This is a genomic window from Rhodococcus sp. T7, assembly GCF_009872365.1.
Lineage (GTDB): Bacteria > Actinomycetota > Actinomycetes > Mycobacteriales > Mycobacteriaceae > Rhodococcus_F.
In genome coordinates this window covers 1-22,678 of the sequence record NZ_WXYH01000023.1, presented here as the reverse complement: position 1 = coordinate 22,678, position 22,678 = coordinate 1, and the positions used below count along the sequence as shown (strand labels likewise).

At 67.2% G+C, this 22,678-nt stretch carries 17 protein-coding genes and 1 pseudogene; 2 read left to right on the top strand and 16 right to left on the bottom strand.

The genetic code is table 11. The annotated features are described in order from the left end of the window. Window positions 1–166 precede the first annotated feature (166 nt). Window positions 167–748, bottom strand: a complete 582-nt coding sequence (locus MLGJGCBP_RS03835) for a TetR/AcrR family transcriptional regulator (protein WP_160094121.1) — start codon at window positions 746–748, stop codon at window positions 167–169. A gap of 255 nt (window positions 749–1,003) precedes the next feature. On the opposite strand from MLGJGCBP_RS03835, the gene MLGJGCBP_RS03830 reads away from it, so the two are divergent. Then, window positions 1,004–4,294 carry a protein kinase domain-containing protein gene (locus MLGJGCBP_RS03830; protein ID WP_160094120.1) on the top strand — a complete coding sequence of 1,097 codons (3,291 nt, stop codon included), beginning with the start codon at window positions 1,004–1,006 and terminating at the stop codon, window positions 4,292–4,294. Window positions 4,295–4,315: 21 nt separating this feature from the next. On the opposite strand, the gene MLGJGCBP_RS03825 is transcribed toward MLGJGCBP_RS03830, so the two are convergent. The 13 genes from MLGJGCBP_RS03825 to MLGJGCBP_RS03765 form a co-directional block, all read right to left on the bottom strand. Continuing rightward, on the bottom strand, window positions 4,316–5,407 hold the full coding sequence (locus MLGJGCBP_RS03825; RefSeq protein WP_160094119.1) for a zinc-binding dehydrogenase: 1,092 nt from the start codon (window positions 5,405–5,407) through the stop codon (window positions 4,316–4,318). 10 nt (window positions 5,408–5,417) lie between these two features. Further along, complete coding sequence (locus MLGJGCBP_RS03820) at window positions 5,418–5,957, bottom strand: HtaA domain-containing protein (protein ID WP_160094118.1); 540 nt, start codon at window positions 5,955–5,957, stop codon at window positions 5,418–5,420. Further along, window positions 5,954–7,207, bottom strand: coding sequence for a cytochrome P450 (locus tag MLGJGCBP_RS03815; RefSeq protein WP_160094117.1), 1,254 nt, complete (start codon window positions 7,205–7,207; stop codon window positions 5,954–5,956). Before MLGJGCBP_RS03815 ends, MLGJGCBP_RS03820 begins: the two co-directional genes overlap by 4 nt. A gap of 84 nt (window positions 7,208–7,291) precedes the next feature. Then, window positions 7,292–8,809, bottom strand: coding sequence for an MFS transporter (locus MLGJGCBP_RS03810; protein ID WP_160094116.1), 1,518 nt, complete (start codon window positions 8,807–8,809; stop codon window positions 7,292–7,294). 52 nt (window positions 8,810–8,861) lie between these two features. After that, window positions 8,862–10,283, bottom strand: coding sequence for an aldehyde dehydrogenase family protein (locus tag MLGJGCBP_RS03805; protein ID WP_160094115.1), 1,422 nt, complete (start codon window positions 10,281–10,283; stop codon window positions 8,862–8,864). 201 nt (window positions 10,284–10,484) lie between these two features. Further along, on the bottom strand, window positions 10,485–11,723 hold the full coding sequence (locus MLGJGCBP_RS03800) for a cytochrome P450 (protein ID WP_160094114.1): 1,239 nt from the start codon (window positions 11,721–11,723) through the stop codon (window positions 10,485–10,487). A 185-nt stretch (window positions 11,724–11,908) separates the two neighbouring features. Continuing rightward, window positions 11,909–12,943 carry an acyl-CoA dehydrogenase family protein gene (locus MLGJGCBP_RS03795; RefSeq protein WP_160094113.1) on the bottom strand — a complete coding sequence of 345 codons (1,035 nt, stop codon included), beginning with the start codon at window positions 12,941–12,943 and terminating at the stop codon, window positions 11,909–11,911. After that, entirely contained in the window at window positions 12,943–14,094 is a 1,152-nt protein-coding gene (locus tag MLGJGCBP_RS03790) for an acyl-CoA dehydrogenase family protein (protein WP_160094112.1), read from the bottom strand. The genes MLGJGCBP_RS03795 and MLGJGCBP_RS03790 overlap by 1 nt, the downstream gene beginning before the upstream one ends. 61 nt (window positions 14,095–14,155) lie before the next feature. After that, window positions 14,156–15,322, bottom strand: a complete 1,167-nt coding sequence (locus tag MLGJGCBP_RS03785) for a thiolase family protein (RefSeq protein ID WP_160094111.1) — start codon at window positions 15,320–15,322, stop codon at window positions 14,156–14,158. 86 nt (window positions 15,323–15,408) lie between these two features. Further along, window positions 15,409–16,425 (bottom strand): PDR/VanB family oxidoreductase, encoded by a 1,017-nt coding sequence (locus MLGJGCBP_RS03780; RefSeq protein ID WP_160094110.1) that lies wholly within the window; start codon window positions 16,423–16,425, stop codon window positions 15,409–15,411. Further along, window positions 16,422–17,117 (bottom strand): nitroreductase, encoded by a 696-nt coding sequence (locus MLGJGCBP_RS03775; protein ID WP_160094109.1) that lies wholly within the window; start codon window positions 17,115–17,117, stop codon window positions 16,422–16,424. The genes MLGJGCBP_RS03780 and MLGJGCBP_RS03775 overlap by 4 nt, the downstream gene beginning before the upstream one ends. Window positions 17,118–17,173: 56 nt before the next feature. Further along, complete coding sequence (locus tag MLGJGCBP_RS03770) at window positions 17,174–18,973, bottom strand: AMP-dependent synthetase/ligase (protein WP_160094108.1); 1,800 nt, start codon at window positions 18,971–18,973, stop codon at window positions 17,174–17,176. A gap of 57 nt (window positions 18,974–19,030) precedes the next feature. Then, window positions 19,031–20,095 carry a phosphotransferase gene (locus MLGJGCBP_RS03765; protein ID WP_160094107.1) on the bottom strand — a complete coding sequence of 355 codons (1,065 nt, stop codon included), beginning with the start codon at window positions 20,093–20,095 and terminating at the stop codon, window positions 19,031–19,033. A gap of 135 nt (window positions 20,096–20,230) precedes the next feature. On the opposite strand from MLGJGCBP_RS03765, the gene MLGJGCBP_RS03760 reads away from it, so the two are divergent. Continuing rightward, on the top strand, window positions 20,231–20,722 hold the full coding sequence (locus tag MLGJGCBP_RS03760; protein ID WP_160094106.1) for a nuclear transport factor 2 family protein: 492 nt from the start codon (window positions 20,231–20,233) through the stop codon (window positions 20,720–20,722). Between the two features lie 62 nt (window positions 20,723–20,784). Here MLGJGCBP_RS03760 and MLGJGCBP_RS03755 read toward each other — a convergent pair whose 3' ends face one another. Further along, entirely contained in the window at window positions 20,785–21,795 is a 1,011-nt protein-coding gene (locus MLGJGCBP_RS03755) for a DUF7064 domain-containing protein (RefSeq protein ID WP_160094105.1), read from the bottom strand. A gap of 22 nt (window positions 21,796–21,817) precedes the next feature. Then, window positions 21,818–22,678: pseudogene (locus MLGJGCBP_RS03750) on the bottom strand (hypothetical protein); the annotation flags it as partial.

Below are 22,678 nucleotides of genomic sequence, written 5' to 3'. Positions count from 1 at the left end.
GGGGCCGGTCGCGCGGATCGAGATTCCGTTCCTGATGGGCTGGACCCCGCACGGACACTGGATGGACTTCCGCTGACGGAAGCGGGCAATCCGTCGGTTCCGGCCGCCAGTGATGCACTCAGTGCATCCGGCGGCCGGACCTCTGCATGCCACCGCCGAGTTCCCCTCAAGCACCCTTCACGGCGTCGACCGCGCGATCGCCGGCCAACGCCGTCAGTGACGCTCTAGCCATGTGATGCAGCATGCCGGCGATATCCGACGGACGCTTGGCCCCTTCCCTGCGGGAGGTATCCGACGAGATCAGGCCGTGCACCGCACGCACCGCGGCGGCGAGTTCTTCCCTCGCATGGCCGGGAAAGTTCGCGTCGAGCGCTCGAATCCAGCGGTCGGTGTACATCTTCTGTCGCCTCATGATGTTCGCACGGTAGACTTGCGACAGCGTCGCCTGCTCACGGTTCCAGATCGTGGTGAGCTCCGGATTGCCGATCGAGAATTCGACATGCGCGGCAATCAGGCGTTCCAATTCCTCTTCCGGAGAGTCGATCGGTTCACCGATCCGGATCAACAACGCATCGAGGAGGCGGTCGAAGAGCGCGGCGAGCACCTCGTCCTTGCTGGAGAAGTGGCGGTAGACGGCCGAACCGGTGATACCGGCAGCCGCGGCGATGGCATCGACGCCGACTCCGTCGAAGCTCCGTCCGGAAAACAGTCGGGTGGCCGCACTGAGGATCTGATCTTCTCTGGACATACCCGGATTCTAGGTGCCAGAGGGGTGGAAACGAATTCCCACCTGTGAATGGTACGCAACCGATCTTCCTGCAAGGTTGCTACCGAGATACGTCCGATGGGTCAAAACGATCGTTTCCATGCAGAAGGTTCACCGGCGATCACCCCCGACAGCGATATCCTGAATGAACGCCGTCGAGAGGTGTGTGCAAGGTGTATCGCCAGTGGTCGTGCCGTCGGGAGAACTACCGCGTGACGAACCGAGTGTGACGTTCCGATGGGCGAAAACGAACCGCTCGACACCCAGCGATACCCGGTTGTCTCCGTCACCGCGGAGCTGAACGCCAGAGGATTCGCCGACGCCCAGGAGATCGGGCGCGGCGGCTTCGGCGTCGTCTACCGCTGCAACCAGGCGGACCTCGATCGCACGGTGGCGGTGAAGGTACTCACCACCGAGATCGACCAGGAGAGCCGCGCCCGGTTCTTCCGGGAACAACGAGCGATGGGCCGGCTGACCGGACACCCCAACATCGTGAACATTCTGCAGGTCGGCGCCACCGACAGCGGTCTCCCCTACATCGTGATGCCCTATCACCCGCAGGATTCCCTCGACGCCCGGATCCGCCGCCGCGGGCCGCTGCCGTTGACCGAGGCCCTGCGCCTGGGGGTGAAGATCGCCGGCGCCGTGGAGTCGGCACACCGGCTCGGCATCCTGCACCGCGACATCAAACCCGCGAACATCCTGCTCACCGATTACGGCGAACCCGCGCTGACCGACTTCGGCATCGCCCACATCACCGGCGGCTTCCACACCGCCACCGGAACGGTCGCCGGGTCACCGGCGTACACCGCACCGGAGGTCCTCCGAGGCGACCCACCGAGCCCGGCCGCCGACGTCTACGGACTCGGCGCCACCCTGTTCAGCGCCCTCACCGGCCACGCCGCGTTCGAACGCCGCACCGGCGAACAGGTCGTCGCGCAGTTCCTGCGGATCACCTCCCAACCGGTCCCCGACCTGCGGGAGCACGGGATCCCCGACGACGTGTCGGCGGTGATCGGACGTGCGATGTCGGGCCTACAGGACGAGCGCGCGGCCACCGCCGCAGACTTCGGGGAGGAACTGCGGCAGATCCAGCGTCGCCGCGACTTCGGCGTCGACGAGATGGCACTGCACGTGGACCCGGTGAACGGCACCGACGGGCAGGCGGTGCGGGGCAGTCGGCACCGTTCCACGGCACCCACCCCGGGGGGCGTGACCGGGAACCTGCCCCTGGACCTGACGAGTTTCGTGGGCCGCCGGCACGAACTCACCGAGGCGAAGAACCTGCTCGCCGGGTCCCGGCTCGTGACGTTGACCGGGATCGGGGGTGTCGGCAAGACGCGGCTGGCGACGCGGGTCGCGGCGACCCTGCAACGCGACTACGCCGACGGTGCGCGACTGATCGAATTGGCCGAACTGCGCGATGAGCCGCTGCTGGTGGACGCGGTGGCCGCCGCCGTGGGCGTGCGGGACCATTCGGGCAGGCCGCTGCGCGAGGTCCTCGTGGAACATCTGGCGGCACGGGAACTATTGCTGGTGTTCGACAACTGCGAGCACCTGGTGGACGCCGTGGCGGAGCTGACCGACGCCCTGTTGCGGGTGTGCCCGGCGCTGCGGATCCTGGCGACCAGCCGCGAACCCCTCGGCATCGCCGGGGAGACGGTGCTGCGGGTCCCGCCGCTGGCCGTGCCGGATCCTGACCGCCGGCCCTCCCTGCGGGGTCTACCCAAATACGACGCGGTGACCCTGTTCGCCGAACGCGCCGCGGCCGCGGTTCCCGGGTTCGCGCTCACCGAGGACAACGCGGCGGCGGTGGCGGGGATCTGCCACCGCCTCGACGGGCTACCGCTGCCGATCGAACTGGCCGCCGCCCGGTTGCGGGCGATGTCGCCCGAGCAGATCCTCGGGCGGCTGACCGACCGCTACACACTGCTGACCCACGGCAGCCGCGGCGCGCCGACGCGGCAACAGACCCTGCGGTTATCCGTGGACTGGAGTTTCGAACTGTGCACCGCCGGTGAACAACTGGTGTGGGGATGGTTGGCGGTGTTCGCCGGCAGCTTCGAACTCGATGCCGCCGAGCAGGTCTGCGCCGCCGGTCCGGGCCCGGACGAGCTGCTCGACATCCTGACGTCCCTGGCCGACAAGTCGATCCTGATCCGGGAGGAACACGGGCCTGTCGTGCGTTTCCGGATGCTCGAGACCCTCCGCCAGTACGGCTACGAGAAACTCGCGCAGACCGGCGAGACCGTGACGTTGCGCCGCCGTCACCGGGATTGGTACGAGGCGCTGGCGCTCGCCGCCGAAGCCGAGTGGATCAGCGCCCGACAACTCGACTGGATCGCCCGCCTGAAGCGGGAACAACCGAACCTCCGGGAAGCTCTCGAGTTCAGCGTGGCCGACAGCCCCGACACGGGCCTGCGTATTTCCGCTGCGCTCCTGCTGTTCTGGGCCTCGCAGGGTCTCTACAACGAGGGACGGCGCTGGCTCGACCGCCTGCTGACCCGGCACGACGGTCACCCGACCCTCGAACGGGTCAAGGCACTGTATGCCGGCATCGTCCTCGCCGAAGTGCAGGGTGACCTCGAGACCGCCGTCGCGTCGATGGAGGAGGGACGCGCGGCTGCCGCGCAGACCAACGACCCCCTGATTCTCGCTCTCATCACCTACGCCGACGGCACCCTCGCCCTGTACCGCGGTGATCTCGCCCGCGCGTGCCCCCTGCTCGAGGCCGCTCTCGCGGAGTTCGACAACCAGGCGAACCGCACCCTGCGGACGAGTGCGCTGTACACGCTGGCACTCGCATACGGACTGCACGGTGAGACGGAGCGCGCCACCGCGTGCCACGAGCGGTTACTCGCGACCACCGAGGCGTGTGGCGAATCGATGTTCCGGTCGTACTCGCTGTGGTCCATGGCGGTCGTCCACTGGCGCAGCGGTGATGCCGACCGTGCCGTGCGGATGCTCGAGCACGCGCTGCAGATCACGCGGCTGGTCCACAGCCCCCGCGTCACCGCGTCCTGCCTCGAGGCTCTGGCCTGGGTCGCCGGCGAACGCCGCGACTGGACGCGGGCGGCCGTTCTGATGGGCGCTGCCGAGGAATTGGGGCGGTCGGTGGACAGCGTCGCCGTCATGTACTCGAACATGCTCGTCTACCACGACACGTGCGATCAGCAGACACGGCGGGCGCTCGGCGACAGAGCATTCACCGCGGCCTACCGGCGCGGGCAGCACCTGGATTTCGACGCGGCGGTCGCGTACGCCCTCGACGAGCAACCGCAGGTCTCCCCCGCTCCCGCCGATTCGCCGGTGAGACTCACCAAACGCGAACGACAGGTCGCCGACCTCGTCGCCGAGGGCCTCACCAACCAGGCGATCGCCAACCGTTTGGTGATCTCGCCCCGCACCGCCCAGGGCCACGTCGAGCACATCCTGACGAAACTGGGCTTCACTTCCCGCACGCAGATCGCCGCGTGGGTGGTGGAATCGCACGACGACGACGGCGACCGACGCGCACCCTCACCATGACGCCTCCGCGGCCATCACCGATCAGGACAGGTCGGTGATCACCAGGCGAGCGGAGGACGAATCCGCGAGCGCCTCGTAGCCCTCGTTGATTTCGTGCAGTGAAATCTCCTTGGACACCAGGTCGTCGAGGTTCATCCGTCCCTGCAGGTAGAGCGATGCGTACAGCGGAATGTCTCGCTTGAGGTTCGACGACCCCATCCAGACACCGTGGACGTGGATCTGCCTGGTCAACATCGTGACGCTGTCGATCTCCAGGCGGGCGTCGTTCGCGCCCAGGCCGACGAGGTACAGACCGCCGCCGGTGGCCAGCATCTCCAGCGCCTGCCGGGTGACCGAACTGATGCCGACGAAGTCGAACACGTGGTCGGCGCCGTGCCCGGTGATCTTGAGGACTTCGGCCACCGGATCGGTCGTGGACGAGTTGACGGTGTGGGTCGCGCCGAACGCCCGTGCACGTTCCAGCTTGGCGTCCTGCACGTCGACGACGATGATCGTGGCGGCCCCGGCGATCCTGGCACCGCTCACCCCGTTCATGCCGACGCCGCCGGCGCCGATGATGACGACCGTTTCACCGATCTGTACGTCGGCGGTGTGGAGTACGGCACCGGCTCCGGTCAAGACACCGCATCCCAGCAGAGCGGCCGGGGCGAACGGCATCTCCTCGGGCACGACCGCGAGCTGGTTTTCGTGAACCAACGCCTGCTGGGCGAATCCGCCGAGGCCGTTCATCTGGCCGATCGGTTTCGCCTCGGTGCCGAGGCGCGGCGGTTCGCCTGCTCCCCGCAGCGTCGCGTCGGTACGCAGGCAGCGATAGGTCTTGCCGGACAGGCAGTTGACACAGTTGGCACAAAACTGCAAAAGGCTGGCCACCACGTGGTCGCCGACCCGGATGTCGGTGACGTCCGGGCCGACCGCGCTGACCACCCCGGCCAATTCGTGTCCGAGCACGATGGGGAACTCGTAGCCGAGACCCATGGTCGCGATGCTGTGGTCCGAATGGCACAGCCCGGACGCCTTGACGTCGACCAGTACTTCGCGGCCCCGCGGCGCAGCAATCTCGATGTCGCGCACCGTGAACCCACGGCCGAGTTCCTCGACGATGGATGCTTTCATGTCCTCTTCCTCAGTTCGGTGGGTCGTGCAGATCCCGAGCAAACGCCGTGACGACCGGGCTGCTCGCAGCAAGAACGATCGTGATCGGCTCGAAGGGTTCGCCGGGTGGGTAGACGTCGTTGAACAGCCCGGCGCCATCGGGTGTGAGCCGTACATCGGAACCTGTCCACGTGATGGTTCCACTCTGTGTAGAGCTGTCCAAGGTGAATGTGACGAGATGTAAACGAGCTTCAACTTCAGGGTGGTGCGGGTCGAGGACCGTCAAGTCGGCGGTCCTGCCGCGGACCGTGACCCATGGGTCGGCAATCCGGACGAAGAGCATTCCGAAGTGGCCGCCGAAGCGCACGTCGCCGCGGAACGCCATGAACCGATCGACGCCCGCCGGCGCCGCCACTTCGGGTGCCGGTTCGAACACCATCTCGTTGTGCTCGGTCGGCCTCGCTCCGTCGCTGACGGTGCCGCGGCCGTCGGGCATGCGCGCGATGTAATCCAGGAAACTGGCCTTGATGCCCCAACGGAGCCCCGGAAGGGTCGCGTCGACCACGCTCACCGCTGCGGTGTTTCTCGTTCTGCGGCTGGGAACTTCAGATGCACGTTATCGACACCCCACGCCAGACCGAGGTGCTCGTGCGGCTCGGTGCCGGGAACCAGTTCGAACTTCGGCATCCGGCGATGCAGCTCGGTGAACGCGATCTTCAGTTCGAGCCTCGCCAGGTTCAGGCCGAGGCAGCGATGCGGACCCATCCCGAAGGCGAGGTGGGGGCGTGCGTCACGGTCGAATCGCACCTCGTCCGGGTCGGGATAGTACTTCGGGTCACGGTTCGCCGCAGCCACGGGAAAATGCACTCGCTCACCCTTGGGGATCGTGACGCCGCCGACCTCGACCGAGTCCTCGACGATGGTCCGGGTCGGCACGGGAGGCGCCGTGCAGCGCAGCAGCTCCTCGATGGCGGGCTCCAGGTTTTCGGGACCTGCGAACATCTCGTCCCACTGCTCGGGGTGCCGCGCCAGGTAGGTCATCGACTGGGCCAGCACGCTCTGCACCGTGTCGAGGCCGGCCAGCGTCATGGTCAGGAACAGGTCGAACAGTTCCAGGTCGGTGAGCGCCCTGCCGTCGATCTCCGCGTCGAGCGCGGCGGACGTGACATCGTCGCGGCGCGGGGCGGCACGCCGTTCGGCGATCATCGCAAGCATGTACTCCCGCATTTCACCGTGAGCCTTGCCGCGGGCGGCGTCCGTCTCCTCCTGGGTTCCTCCGACGACGCCGTGCAACAACGTCGACACCCAGTCGTTCATCGTGTGCAGGTCCTTCAACGGCCAGCCCATGATGGTCAGGACCGTGACGCCGGGGAACGGCAGCGCGAAACCCTCCACGAAGTCGCACTGCCCGTCCTCGATCCAGCGATCGATGAGCCGGTTGGCCGATTCCCGCAGCGTGTCCTCGAGCAGCGCGACCTTCTGGGGTGAGAAATACGGGTCCAGCAGGGCACGGAACTGCTTGTGGCGCGGCCCGTCGATCTCGACCGGGATCATCCCGTCCTCTTTGCCCGTGGGGTTGCTGCCGTCCGGATCGTTCGGGAAGCTGATGAAACCGCGGTTGCTGCGCCGCAGCACGCTCGAGATGTCGTCATACCTCGTCAGGACCCAGCAGCCGTTGCCCCGCGCGGAGTAGCTGACCGGAACCTTCTCGCGCCGATCGGCGATCTCCGCGAGATGCTCGGCGATGGAGACAGGATTGTAGGGGTCGTAATCGCGGCGGTACTGATCGTGCAGGTCGGCAAGCGTCAGCACTACGGTCATGAGAGGCTCCAGGTCGGGGACGAATGCGGATTCGAAGTGAAGTTGATTCAGCCGAGCATGTTTCGCGTTCCACACGACCGAGTTTCAGGATTGCACGCGGACGAGGTCCCTCTCGCTTCCGCCCTCTTCCTCCACACCGGACGGTGTCGGTGATTGCTGCATCTGGCGCCACGGCACGAACACGGCGAGAGCCGCACCGAAGAAGGCGGCCACGGTGGGCAGGAGGAACGCCAGTGTCACGCCCGTACTCGTCGAGAAGACTTCACCGTCGGCGACCAGCGCGACGTTGGAGTTCAGGACTGCGTACGCGACTGCGGGCAATGCGGCGGCACCGGTCAGGGTGAAGACGTTCACGAGGCCGGCGATCGACGCTTGCTGCTCGGCGGGTACCGCGGCGACGATCAGATTCGGCACCGAGGCCAGAATGATGCCCTGGCCGTAGCCCGCGATGAAGCTGAACAGGAGAAGCAGGGCGAATTGCTGGTGAGACAACGTGATCAGAAGAGCACCGAGACCGGCGATCGTCAGACCTGCCCCCATCAGACGGCGCGCAGGGATGCCGCTCACCAGCTTCGCGACGGTGATGCCACCGACCATGTTGGCGAACCCGTAGACGGCGAGCACCGGGGCGAACCCGAACCCGTCGAGTCCGAGACCGTATCCCAGACCCAGCACCGCAGGGGTCATGCACACCATCGGCAGCAGCACGAAGAGGGCCTGGGCGCACGCATACCCGCAGCTCGCGGTCACGGCGGTCAAGGTGACCGCGCGCTTGCGGAACAGTCGCAGATCGACGAGTGGATCCGCGAACTTGTTCGCCGACACCACCCAGGCGGTGAGCGCGGCGATCCCGATGACGAACCCCGCGAGCGTTCCCTTCGCAGTCCAGCCCCACGTCGGCCCGAACGTCACCCCGATGAGGATGCCGGCCAGCCCGATTCCGAGCAGCGACGCCCCGACGAAGTCCAGCCTCGATCGCACCCGCACCCGCGTCTCGGCGGTACTCGCCGTGATGAAGCCGGCCAGGACGACAAGGGCGCACGCGGTCATCCAGTAGATCGCGCGCAGGCCCCAGAGGTCGAGGATCCACGCGGTCAGATAGGGCGACGCGGTGGTGAAGATGCTCAACCCGGCCATCGACAAGCTCATCGCCACGGCAACCTTGTTGCGCGGGAACACGTCCCGTATCAGGGAATAGACGAGAAAGAGCGTGGTCCCGATCAACCCCTGCAGAACGCGTCCCAGCACGAACAGAAAGTAGGACGGCGCGAGCGCGGAGATCACGGAACCCACGGTCGCCACCAGCATGACCAGCAGAAGCAGCCTGCGCTTGCCGTACATGTCCGCCAGCTTGCCGACCAGCGGGGACAGAACAGCACCACTGAGCAGCGTCGCGGCCACGGCCCAGGCGCCCTGCGCCGTGTGGAAGTGCTGCGAAATGGCGGGGATGGCGAACGCGGTCATGGCGCTGGACGACGCGGTGACTTCGAGGAGCAGGCACAACGAGATCAGCGAAACGATCAGACGTGGGGTCCAACTCGCAGCGGGTATCCCGTCTGCGGTGTGCTGCGCAGGTGACCTCTGGTCGGCGGGGGTGTTCATGGTTGGTGAGGTTCCCTTCTCGGCAAGAAAACAGCGGCTCTGGATGGCCGGATCAGGAGTCCTGCGACTCGAATGTCACTTTCAGGTGTGTGTACTCGTGAAGACCCTCTAGCCCGTTCTCCATACCGAGACCACTCCATTTGGCGCCCCCGACAGGGATGTTCGGCGCCGCGATCGAATGCGCGTTGACGAACACCGTCCCGGACTCGAGGCGGCGGCCGACTGCGCGGGCACGATCGACGTCGCGCCCCCAGACCGATGCGCCGAGGCCGAACTTCGACGAGTTCACGTCGTCGATGACAGCATCCAGGTCGGTGTAGCGGACGAGGGGAAGCACGGGCCCGAACTGCTCCTCCTGCACGATCCGGCTGTTCGGCGCGACATCGATCAGCACCGTGGGCGGCAGGAAGTAGCCCGGCCCGGCGGGCGGCTGGCCACCGGCGATCGCTTTCGCCCCGTGGGACAGTGCGTCTTCGAGCAGTTCCAGCACCCGCTCGTACTGGGGGCGATTGTTGATCGGCCCGAGATCCGTACCATCGACCATACCGGGCCCGACCCGCACGTCCCGAGCGAGTCCGGACAGCAGTTCTGCCACGCGGTCGAAATGCATCGCGGGCACATAGATTCGTTTGATGCAGCCGCAGAGCTGGCCGTTGTTGGCGAAGCTCAGCGTGAACAGCTTCTCGGCTATGGCTTCGGGGTCGACATCGTCGAGCAGGATCGCCGGATCGTTGCCGCCGAGTTCGAGCGTGATGCGCTTCAGATCGTCCGCAGCCGAGCGGGCCACCGCCTTGCCCGTCGCCACCGAACCGGTGAAGCTCACCTTCGCGGGAATCGGATGTGTGGTCATGCGGGCGCCGAGCGAATCACCGCCCGAGACCACGTTGACGACGCCGGGCGGGAGCACCTCGGCGATCAGGGCACCGAATCTCAGCGTGGAGACGGGCGTGTACGGCGACGGCTTCAGCACCATCGTGTTGCCGGTCCTGAGCGCGGGACCGAGCTTCCAGCATGCAAGTGTCACAGGAAAGTTCCACGGGGTGATCGCCGCAACCACACCCAGCGGCCGGCGCTCGGCGGTGACGGAGAAGCCCGCGCAGTCGTCCGGCACCGAACTCTCGGGGACCGGCATGTCGGCGAACTGTTCCAGCCACATCGCCGACAGCTGGATCTCCATCCGTGAATCCGCGCGGGACTTACCCTGCTCCCTGGTGAGGAGTTCGGACAGCTCGTCCTCGTTGCGGCGCAGAGCATCCGCGGCCGAACGCAGCCCCTTCCGCCTCGCCTCCTCGTCCTGTGACCAGGCGAGCTGGGCTTCCGCGGCAGCGGCGAAGGCCTCGTCGAGCTGAGCATCGGAGCACTCGGGTACGACGGCCCACACTTCCTCGGTCGCGGGATCGAGCACACCCACGGTGGAGTCACTCGTCACGCGCCTACCGTTGATGACCATTTCAGCGGCAAAGTGCTCAGCCATTACCCGGCTCCTCTCTCGGCAGGCGATCTCTCGCTCCCCTGCGACTGCTACGTCAGGTTGGTGGAAAACAGGACTACACATCGGCCTCGTCCGCTTCACCCGAAACCCCGTGGGGCCGCCGAGACCGGCCGCCGCATCGTGATGTCCCTCACTCTAATCCGGATCACCCAATTATTACAAGACGTCTTGTCGCAAATTAAGTCAGCGAAACGCGACCGGAAGTGTCGTCCGGCCCCGCAGTTCGAAGCTGGTGTTCCACGCGGTCTCACCCGCTCGCCGGAGATGCGGGTATCGCGTGAGCAATCTGGTGTATGCGATCTCGGTTTCGACGCGCGCGAGTGACGCGCCGATGCATACGTGGACACCGATTCCGAGGGCCAGGTGCCGGTTGGGCCTGCGATCGATCCGGAACTCCTCCGGGTCGGTGAACTGCGACGGATCACGGTTCGCCGCCGGGATGAGGGGGATGACGGACTCGCCCGCCTTGACGAGGCTGCCGCCGACTACCGTGTCACGAGTCGCCGTGCGACCGGTGAACTGCACGGGGCCCACAAATCGGAGGCACTCCTGCACGGCCGAGGGTGCGAGGCCCGGGTCGTTGCGGATCGCCTCCATGTCTGCGGGACGGTCGAGCAGCACGTCGAGGCCGTTACCGATGAGATTCACGGTCGTGATGTGCCCCGCCTCCATCATCAAATGGATGGTGTCGATCATTTCGGCATGCGTCAGACCGTCCTCACGCTGCGACGTCAGCAGAGCACTGATGAGGTCCTCCCCGGGAAGCCGCCGCTTCTTCTCGATCACGTCCTCGACGAACTCGCGCAGCCTGCGCCCGTGAGCAGCGGTCCGCTCGAGGGTCTCCTTGCTCGCGTGAGGGTCGTGTGCGGGACTTCCCCGATCCGCCAATGCCAGCTCGAGGAACTCGTCCTGGTCCTCACGAGGGACGCCGAGGAGTTCGGCGATCGCATAGACCGGCAGCGGGTAGGCGAAGTCCGCAATGACGTCCATGCCCTCGTCACCCTCGACCCCATCCAGCAGTCGGTCGGCGATTTCGCGGATCCGGCCCGCCAGCCGGTCGAGACCGCGAGTGGAGAAGGCCGGCGCCGACCCCCTGCGCAGACGTCGTTGCTCGGGCGGTTCGGTCGTGACCATCGTCGGCCCCTTGAACGCCTGGTACCGATCACCGTCGACGGGCCGCTCGGTCATGTGCGGCTTGTCGATGTTGTACTGGGCGGACGAGAAGTTCTCGTGGTCTCGCAGTACGAGCGCGACGTCGTCGAAACGGGTCGCGAACCACAACCGGCGCTTGGCGTTCCAGTGCATCGGTTCGGTCTCGCGCATCATGGTGTAGACGGCGATCGGATCGTCGACGTGCGCCGGGTCCCAGGGGTCGAATCCGGACGGGAGCGTGCCGACCTCGGACGACAGGATATCGGTCATCTACTGTTCCTCTCGAGCAGGAAATTCCGCGGAGCGTGCGGGATTTCGGGCCCGATGCGCGACTATTGGCACACGGCCCGAAGGTGTTATGCGACACACCTTAGCGACTCGGACCGATATTCAGGACGCTTTGTCGCAAATCCCTCGGACCGCATTCGAGAGGACAGGGATTCCCGTGCCGGAGCTCAGGCGGTGCCGGTGACGAGACCCCACAGGCCGTCGCGTCCGGCGGCGAGCGCAGCGTCGGTCAGCGTGTCGTCCCAGTAGTGAACGGAACCGAACTCCGACCGCCAGGCCAGTGCCGGCTTGGTGAACTCGTGAAGCCGGTGCTCGCGGGTCGTGCCGATCGCTCCGTGCACCTGATGGGCGTTGCGCACGACGACCGACGCGGCGTGCCCGGCACACGACCGGGCGACCGCGATGGGGAATTCGAGATCCTTTGCCGCCCATTGCGTGCGCACCGCCGCGGCGAGCGCGGCATCGGTGGCCGCCCGGGCCAGCGCAGCCTCCGCCGCGATGTCGGACACCAGGTTCTGCACCGCCTGGAACTTGGCGAGTGGACGACCGAACTGCGACCGTTCACCCGCGTGCGCCACCGACAGTTCGACGATCCGGTCGAGTGCGGCACACGTCTGCAGAGCCCGGATCAGCGCCCCGCGCAGGAAGTACTGCCGAACGACCGAATCGTCGACGGCGACACCGGACAGGGTCGCCAGGTCGATGTGCACGGTGTCGCGGGGCTCCTCGGCCAGGTTGACACCCGCGGTGATCTCGAACGCGCTCGCCGCGAGATCGGCCACGCGGTACGTGTGACCGTCGTGCCATACGGTGACGATCCGCTCGGCTTCGCTCGCCCAGGGCACCCCCGAGGCACCACCGTAGGCGCCCGGCACGGCCACCGTGCGCCGTGCCGGATCGACCGGCAGTCCGGCAGTCTCGAGGAGCCAGCCGGCGAGGAGGTCGTGTTCGGCGACGGGTACCCGGACACCGTTCCAGACCGCGGCCTGGATCAGTTCGGCTGCCTCGAGCCAGCTTCCGCCGCTACCACCGGTGGCCTCGGCGCCGGTGAGGCGGACCAGGCCGAGTTCGTCGAGCTGCGCCCAGAGCGTGGTGTCCCAGCGGGCGGCGCCGATCGCCGGCTCGTGTTGCTGCCGGTGCCGCGCGAAGACCGCGGACATCATGTCGATGAGATCGGTGTCGATCGTCGTTGCGGTGGTCATCAGCGCATCCCCAATCCTCGTGCGATCACGCCGCGCAGAACTTCGTTGGTGCCGCCCCGGAGCGTGAATCCCGGACGTTGGACTACGGCGCTCTCGAGCATCGCCGCGTATTCCGCCTGCTCGGCGGACGGATCGCCGGCGAGCAGATCGGCGAAATCGGCGATGTCGCCCTCGGTGGAGGTTCCCAGGACCTTGACGACCGCTGCCGCGGTATCCGCCGGTTCGTGTCGGCCGAGCGCTCCGGCCACCGCCGTCGACATCTGGTGCAGCCCGGCGATCCGCGCCACGTACCGGCCCACGTCGGTGTGCCGGGGCAACGCCTCACGGCGCATCTGTTCGGCAGACTCCGCGAGCAGAGGGAACGTCGACAGGAAGCGTTCCGGCCCGCTGCGTTCGAAGCTGAGCTCGGAGGTGACCTGCTGCCATCCGTCGCCGATGGTGCCGAACACCATGTCGTCGGGGACGAAGACGGCGTCGAGGATGACCTCGTTGAAGTGGTGCCCGCCGTTCATCGAGACGATCGGGCGGACGTCGACGCCCGGCGAGTGCAGGTCGACGATGAACTGGCTGAGACCGTCGTGCCGGTGTGACGGATCGACCGGGGCGGTTCGTGCCAGGCAGATGAACATGTGCGCGCGGTGCGCGCCCGAGGTCCACACCTTCGTTCCGGTGACGGACCATCCCCCGTCGACGCGGGTGGCCTTGGTGCGGACGCTGGCGAGGTCGGAGCCGGAGTCCGGTTCGCTCATGCCGATTCCGAAGTAGCAGTCGCCGCTCGCAATGGCAGGCAGGAATCTGTGCTTCTGGACCTCGGTGCCGTACTTCAGCAACGAGGGGACGATCTGCCGATCGGCGATCCAGTGGGCGGACACCGGCATGCCGGCCGCGAGCAGTTCCTCGGTGACGACGAATCGCTCCAGGTGGCTGCGGCCGTGTCCGCCGTACTCGCTCGGCACGGTCATGCCGAGCCAGCCGCGGGCGGCGAGCGCCCGGGTGAAGTCCTCGTCCCACCCGGTCAGCCAGCAGTCGACCTGCCGGTGGATGCGACCGTCGGCGAGGCACTCGGCGACGAAGTCGCGGACCTCGCACCGTAACTCGTCCATGGCGTGCGGATCGTCCGACACCGGGGGAACCAATCGAGAAGTGTTCATGTGCAGGCTTTCGGGATCGGGAAGCGTGGTCGCGGGCGGTGGCCCGCGGGATTGGATGTACTCAGGCGCCGACTTCGACGATCACCGCCGAGGCCATCCCGCCGCCGGCGCACATCGCGGCCACGCCGGTGCCACCGCCGCGGCGCCCGAGTTCGTGGACGACGGTCGTCAGCATGCGCGCGCCGGTCGCCGCCACGGGGTGCCCGAGGGAGCACCCGCTGCCGAACGGGTTGACGCGGTCCTCGTCGAGATTCAGCGTGCGGCAGGCCGCGATCGGAACCGAGGCGAACGCCTCGTTGATCTCCCACAAGTCGATGTCGGTGACCGCCATGCCCGTGCGGGACAGTGCCTTCCGGATCGCATCGACCACGGCGAGTCCGGTGCGGACGGGGTCGGCACCGACCGAGGCTCCGCCCCGGATCGTCGCGAGGGCGGGCAGGCCGTCGGCGTCGACGACATCCGAAGACGTGATCATGAGCGCGGCCGCGGCGTCGTTGATCCCGCTGGCATTGCCTGCGGTGACGCTGAAACCGGGGATCTCGGGGTGCAGCACCCGCAGCGACGCGAGTTTCGCGGCGTCGGTCGTGGCGCGCGGGTGCTCGTCGGTATCGAATATTCGTACCGTGCCGTCCGCTGCAGGCACCGACAGCGGGACGATCTCGTCGGCGAACACGCCCTTCTCGATCGCCTCCAGGGCGCGTCGATGCGAGCGCAACGCCCACGCGTCCTGGTCCTCCCGGGAAATTCCGCTGAGGCGCGCCGCGTTCCAGCCCACGGTGACGGACATGTCGTCGGCGGGTGCGTCAGGGGTCGGCCGGTGCGACTGGAACAGCCACGCGGTGTCCGGGTCCTCACGGAGTCGCAGAATGGGTGCGGTGGAGGAGGATTGGACGCCGCCGGCGATGATCGAGCGTTCGCCGCCTCCGCGCACCCCGGCCGCGGCGAGCAGTACGCTGCTGAGCCCCCCGGCGCAGTGCCGGTTGACGGCCAGGCCCGGCACGTGTGTCAGACCGGCGTCGATCGCGGAGAAGCGTGCGATATCGCCTCCGCCGTGGAGAGATTCGGCGAGGATGACGTCGTCGACCAGATCGGGTGCGACGCCCGATTCCTTCAGCGCCGCCGTGATGATTGGGACGGTCAGTGCGTCGGGCTGCGTGTGCGCCAGGCTGCCCTTGAACGCCGTCCCGATTGCGGTGCGGACGGCGGAGGTGACGATGGCCTCGACCATGAGGGCTCCTTCGTGTCGGTGAAGTCTGATCCCCGCGCGAACAGGCAGAACGGTCGTTCTCCGATCGGCGCCGGGAAGTGCGGGATCTAGAGGTCCAGGATCAGCCGGGGGGTGCACGAACGTCCGACGCAGATCATCATCGTCTCGTTCGCCTCGCGTTCCTCGTCCGACAGCACGGAGTCGCGGTGCTCGGGAACCCCACCGAGAACACGCGTTTCACATGTTCCGCAGAATCCCTCCTCGCACGACGCGGGCGCGTCCGGGAGCACAGCCCGGACCGCTTCGAGGATGGTGACGTCCTCCGTGACGTGCACGGTCGTGCCGGTTCGCTCGAGCACGACCTCGAAGGAGGTGTTGTCCCCCGCCTCGGCCGGTTCGCTCGACGCCCCGAATCGTTCGAAGTGCAGCGACGAGCTGCGCCCGGCCTCCGTGCACACGTCCGCGAGCGCCCGGAGCAGACCCTCCGGCCCGCACGCGTAGATCAGGGCGTCGGGATTCGTCGCCGCGACCTCGGCTGCCAGGTCCGGAAGCCCGCGCTCGTCGTGCGCGACGATATCGACCGAGTCCGCACCGAATCCCGTGGCCCGCTCCACGAACGCCATTGACGAACGGCTGCGTCCGCCGTACACGAGCCGCCAGGTCGCGCCCTGTTCGGCTGCGGCGCGAATCATCGGGAGGATCGGCGTGATGCCCACTCCCCCGGCGACGAACAGGTACGACGGCGCGGGACGCAGCTCGAAGTGGTTCCGCTGATCGCGTGCCACGAGCACGTCGCCGACCTGGACGGACGAGTGCAGTTCGATCGAGCCGCCGCGGGATTCGGGTTCCCGCAGCACCGCGATCTCGTACGCGGATCCGTCGGCGGGATCGCCGCACAGCGAGTACTGCCGGATCAGGCCCGACGGCAGGACCAGGTCCAGGTGGGAACCCGGCTCCCAGGCCGGCAGTGCGGTGCCGTCCTCGGCGGCGAGCCGGAATCCGCGGACGCAGTCGGACACGTCGACCGCCTCCACGACCTGCAACCGCAGCGCTTCGTCGTTCACGTCGTCTCCGCTTTCGCCCGCGGTGCTCTCGAATCGAGTCTGTGCCTCGTCGATGGTCATTGCTCACCTGCCCAGGAAATGATTTCGTCGGCGGTCTGCCGGCGGGTGCGGAAGTCGTTGACCGGATTGGAGGTGTCGGCGTATCCGAACGAGATGCCGAGCAGGATCATCCGCTCCTGCGGGATGTCGAAGAAGTCCCGGATGAACGGGGCCTGGCTGGCCATGGCGGCCTGGGGGACGGCCCCGATCCCGCGGGCCTGTGCGGCGAGGAGGAAGCTCTGCACGAACAGTCCGCAGTCCACCGCGCCGTAGATGCCGAGGTTGCGTTCGGTGGTCACGATCGCGACGTGCGGAGCCCCGAACAGCGAGAAGTTCTCGAACATCTGCTTGCGGGAAGCGTCGCGGTCGCCCTTGGCGATGCCGACGCTTTCGTAGAGCTGGAACCCGCACTCGCGGCGGCGGGCCAGGTACTCGCCCTCGTAGGCCGCCGGAAACGCGAAATCGGGGTTGTCCTCGAACTTCTCACCGACGTGCTCGCTGAGCCCCTTGCGGAACCGTTCGGTCTCCTCGCCCTCGGTGACGATCACGTTCCACGGTTGCGTGTTGCACCAGGACGGGGCGTGGCCCGCGTCCGCGACGATCGACCGGATGACGTCGCGGTCGACGGGTTCCGGCCGGTAGCTGCGGCAGCTACGGCGTTCCTCGAGCAGGGTGGACAGGACGTCGGCAGGCGTCGAGTTGATCAGGTCCATGAAGGGTTCCCACATTCGGTCGGACTCTCGGGAGAGTCGGTGTCGTGTTCGGCGGTTCAGCCGGCGGAGCCGGCGAGGGCACGACGGTCGTACAGTGCCCGGATCTCTTCCTGGTAGCGGTCGGCGACACCCTTGCGGCGGATCTTGAGGGTCGAGGTGACCTCGTTTCCGCCCGGTGTCCACGTGTCGGTGACGATGTGAAACCTCTTGATCTGCTCGACGCGGGAGAGCCCCTGGTTCGCGGTCTCGACGTCCTGCTCGACGACGGCGAGGATCCGCGCGTCGGTGGCCAACTCCTCCAGCGGAGCGGGTTCGATGCCGTTGTCGGCGCAGTGTGTGGCGAGAGCGTCGGGGTCCAGGGTCAGCAACGCGACGAGGTAGGGCCTGCCCTCGCCGATCGCGACCGCGGTCGACAGCAACCGGCCGTGCTTGCGGAGTTCACCCTCGATCAGCACCGGGGACATGTTCTTGCCTGCGGCGTTGATGATGAGTTCCTTCTTGCGGTCGACGATCGTCAGGTAGCCGTCGGCGTCCCGCGTCGCGATGTCACCGGTGTGCAGCCAGCCGTCGCCGTCGATCGCCTCGGCGGTGGCCTCCGGCATGTCGCGGTAGCCGACCATGACACCGGGCCCCTTGACGAGGATCTCGCCGTCGTCGGCGAGGCGGACCTCCTGCCCGTCGAGCGGGACGCCGATCGTTCCGAAGCGCACGCCGTCCGGCGGGTTGGTGGTGCACACGCCGCCGTTCTCCGACATGCCGTACGACTCACCCAGCGGAACCCCCACCGCGTGGAAGAACTCCATCAGTTCCCGCGCCACGGGAGCGCCGCCGATGATCGCGGCCGCGATCCGGTCGAGGCCGACCAGCGCTCGGATGTCGCGCATGACGGCGATTTCCGCCTCGTCCGGCTTCTCGTCCCGCCGGACGCGTTCGAGACCCCGCTCGAGGGCGGCGGTGAGCTCCGCACGGCGGGCCGGGTCGTCCTGTGCGGCGATCTCGGCCTGGATGCGTGACCTCAGCTTCTCCCACATGCGTGGTGGGGAGAAGAACAGGCCCGGGCGGACTTTCAGCATGCCGTCGAGGACCTCGGAATGGTCGGTGAGCAGCGTCATCTCGAAGCCGCGCAGAATCTGCCCGTAGTGGTCCATGTTCCGCGCGGCGATGTGGGCCATCGGCAGGTACGACATCTGCGCGGAGCCGAACGGCAGACCCATCCGCTCCATGTAGGTGCCGACCGCCCACAGGATGTTGCCGTGCGTGAGCTGGACGCCCTTCGACACACCGGTCGTCCCGGACGTGTAGATCATCGTCGCGAGGTCGGACGAGGACACCTGCCGCCAGCGCGCCTCGAAGTCGAAGTCTGCCGGCGTCGCGGCGACGTGGTCGGCCCACGCGTGCCGGCCGCCCGGGGCCTCGTCGATGACCGCGACATGCTCGATCAGGCCGGCCGCCTGCTCCGCCTGCGCACCGTACGCGCGCTCGGTCACCAGGACCCGGGCGCCGGAGTTGGTGAGCAGGTATTCGATGAACTGCGGCGGTGCTGTGTTGTAGACCGAGACCGTGCGGGCACCCAGGTGCAGGGCCGCGAGGTCGAACCAGTGGAACTCGGGGCGGGTGGAGAACAGCAGTGCCACGCAGTCGCCCGGGCCCACTCCCATGGCCGCGAGCGCACCCGCGGTTTCCTCGACGTTGCGGGCGTACTCACCCCAGGTGATGTCGGCGAACGACCCGTCGAACGACGTGAACGCGATCCGGTCCCGGTAGCGCGCGGCGCTGTCCTGGAAGCGGGCGCACAGACTCGCCGGAGCGGGGTCCGGGACGAGGACGGAACCTTCTCGACCAGTGTCAGCGTGCACTTCGGTTTCTCCTGTTCATTTCCGAAAGCTCTACTCGTGATAGAGGGCGGCGGACCGTCACGCGTACGCGCCTGCGACGGCGCCGTGGTCCATCACGGCGGTCACGTAGCGGTCGCTCATGATCCGGCTGCGCTCGAAGGGCTGCATCACCTTGGGTGTCATCGTCCACATCAGTCCGTGGACGAGGTGCCGGACGTAGTCGGCCCACGCCTCGTCGAACGGGATCCGCGGTCCGCCTGCCGCCGCGAGCTGGTCCAGGTAGTCCCGGAGGAGGTCCCGTTCGTTGCCCCGGCGGTCCTCGACCGACAACGCACCGGAGAGGAAGTAGGCGACGTCGTAGGACCACGGTCCGAAGCAGTAGCACTGCCAGTCGATGAAGCCGAGGTCGCCGCCCGGACGCAGGAACGTGTTGCCGAGGTGTGCGTCGCCGTGCTGCAGGGAGTGCACGGCGACGTCGTCCGATTCCCACACGGACTTGAATGCCCGGTACAGCAGCTCCGGGTTCTGAAGCTCCGCGGGGTATTGGGGTGCACCCTCCTGCGCGAAGTGCGAGTTCCAGTACTTTTCCCGGTAGAAGAGCTTCGCGGCCTTGCGGTTGATGCTGCCGACGCCGACGCCCGGAAGGTCGGCTGCGGTCTTCCCCCAGGTGGCGGCGTGCCACTTCGCCTGGTGACGCAGTCCGCTCGCGACCTGATCGACGGTCAGGACGTCGCCCGGCTCGACGAATGTCGATCCCGTCGTGGCGATGTCTTCGAGGACGATCAGTCCCCTGTCGCCGTTCCGGTCGACGCCGGCGTAGTAGCACTCGGGCGCCGACGACTCGAACAGGTGACGCAGTTCCCCGTAGAACCGGGCCTCCATCGTGTGGATCGCATCGTCGGAGACGTCGTCGAGTCGGCGATCCAGGCCGCCCTTGACGCACAGATTGCGGGACAGCGGGCCCTCCGGCTGTCCGGAGTAGGTGGCCTCGAGGAGCACCTTCGTGGCTGTGCCCCAGATGATCTTGGTGATCTCGAGGTGTTCGACCGTCAGCGTCGGGTTCTGCAGGCGCAGGACCCCGGTGAGCCACGCGGCCGTGATCTCGTCCGGCGCGCTCGGTTGGAAATCGGAAGTATCAAGCATGAAACCGGAGTCTCCTCGACTGTCGGCACGAATATAATTGAGACTGCTAGGATCAATATAGGAACCGCACGCAGCGCCGTCAAGCCACTCGCGTTACCTGATTCACATCAGGCACCGGACGGTGAGTCGATCCACATGCCGCCCGGAATTCGCCGGGACCACCCGTTCCACACCGCCGGAGGCACCGTGCCGAGCATCGAAGAACGCCTGATCAGGCTCGAGGACATCGAGCGCATCCGTCGCCTGAAGGCCGAGTACTGCAACGTCTGCGACGATCACCACGATCCGGACGCGATCGTCCGGCTCTTCGCCGCCGACGGCATCTGGGAGGCCGACGGACTCGGCGCATACCGGGGTCACGACGAGATTCGCCGGGCATTCGAGCGTTTCGGGCGGTCCATACGCTTCTCGCAGCACAACACGACGAATCTCGACATCACGGTGACCGGGAACACTGCGCGCGGAACGTGGCATTTCGTGGGCGTCGTCGACTTCCACGACGGTCCGGCCCGCCTCACGCTCGCGCGGTACGACGAACGGTACGTCAAGATCGACCGCGATTGGAAGTTCGCGCACCTGAGTGCCGTGCGGCTCGCGCACCACGAGCTGCCCGACCTGCAGAGATGACGGAACCGCCCGTGCGTGAGCACGGGCGGTCCGGTGATCGGCGACGGGGCGGAAGTTCCGGGTCAGGCGTCGCCGTGGACGAGCCCGAACGGGCGGCCGTCCTCCATCCGGTCCGTGACCTCGATCCAACCGGCGCCGGACCTGCCGTTGATCTCCACGTTCGCGAGATGCTCGACGATGCGCAGCACCTCGTCACCCTTCGTGTGCCGGAGCGGGAGACGGCACGTCGGCTGGTAGGTCGCCTCGAACACGTCGCCGTCCGGCAGCGGGATCGTGACGTCCGCACCGGCCAGCCAGTAGTCCGGGGCGCCGTCGTACCGGCATTTCACGCTCATCTCCGTGACCACGTGCGGCGTACCGTCCTTCAGGACGATGCCCGCGACCGCGGGTTCGGGGGTGCCGACCTGCATCGCGACGACGGAAAACAGGTTGCCGGCGTCGAGCTGGCCGTACACCCATCTCCAGCAGTCGATCGACTGCCAGTTGCGCACGCCCCACGAGTGGTCACGGAAGCCGAATCCGCGAATCCGTTTCTCCTGACCGTCGATTCGGACGGTCCCGGTCACCTGCCCGACGCCGGCATAGTGATCCTTGGCGACCGAGTCGCCGCCGTGATAGGTGCCGTCCGTCGACGTGCGGTACGGCGGGGCCAGGTCGGCCCAGGACAGGTCGAACGCGACCTTCTCCTTCGGCGAGTTACGGAACGCCGTACCCGGATCCGCGAACTCCGTGCCGTCGGCGAGGTGGCTCAGTTCGCCGTCGAACGAGATCGACCAGCCCCCGCCCGTCCCCTCCGGGGCGAAGTCGAGGTCCCCGGCCTGCCATCGGAGGTTGTCGGTGATCTTCGCTTTCCGGAAACCGACCAGCGCGTCACCCGTGCTGCGCAACTGGAGCGCCGTCACCTCCGCGAATCCCTCGTTGACCCGTCGGCCGATGCGGAAGAGCGCCCCGGCCGAACCGTCCTCTTCGACGACGTGGAAGAAGGCCGATTCGTTCCAGTTCGACTCCGGGCCGGGATCGTGCATCGCCTCGTCGGCCGCGACGACGTTGAAGAATGCGGACTGTGCATCCATGTTCTGTTCCTCTCGACCGGATTCAGTTGGCGGCGGTGTTCTCGGCGACTCCGCGCGAACCCACCTGACCCTTCCACGAGGTTCCCGGCTCGATCATCTTCTCCGCGGCGCGGATCTCCTCGTACGAGAAGTTCCGGCCCAGGCCGATCGGGGTCTCGCCCTTCGCGTACTTGCGCGCGGCGTCGAGGATCAGGCGGCGCATGCGAATGATGGCCAGGTCCGACGTGCCCAGGTGTTCGCGGCTGCGGTCCTCGATGGGACCCATGCTCTCCTGGATGCCGAGGTCCTCGACCTGGTTGCCGGTCATGCCGCTGAAGCTGAATTTGTCGCCGTGCTTCTTGCGGTCCATGAGGTCCCGGTCCTGCTGCCACATGTTCCCCGAGTGGAAGTCCATGTGGAAGTTTTCGTCGAGTTCGCCGACGCCGGACCATTCCAGAATCTTGGCGCGGTAGTCGGGCTCGATGTTCTCGTCGTCGAGACGGGCGTGGATGAAGTAGAAGATGGTGTTCTCGTCGTCGACCGGCACGAACACCTGCGAGAACACCCAGTTCTCCGGTGCCGAGAACAGTGCCCAGGACGGGGCGACGAACTGCGTCGTGCGCACGTACTTCTTGTGCTCGCCGTCGACCAGCGCATCGCGGATGCCTGCGTAGTGGAACCCGTAGGGCAGGTTCTCGACCTCGAGGCGCGGCGCCCCGTCGGTCAGCTGGAAGTTGAGCAGGCCGCCGCCGCCGGTGTAGTCGCCGCCTTCGGCCAGACGCCGGTTGAGGTCGTTGTGCAGGAAGTTGGAGTGGGCCGAGTCGATGGCACCCTCGATCGCCTGAGCCCAGTTGCACCGCTGCGCCACCCGAATCGTGTAGATCTGCTCCGGCTTGCGAGCGGT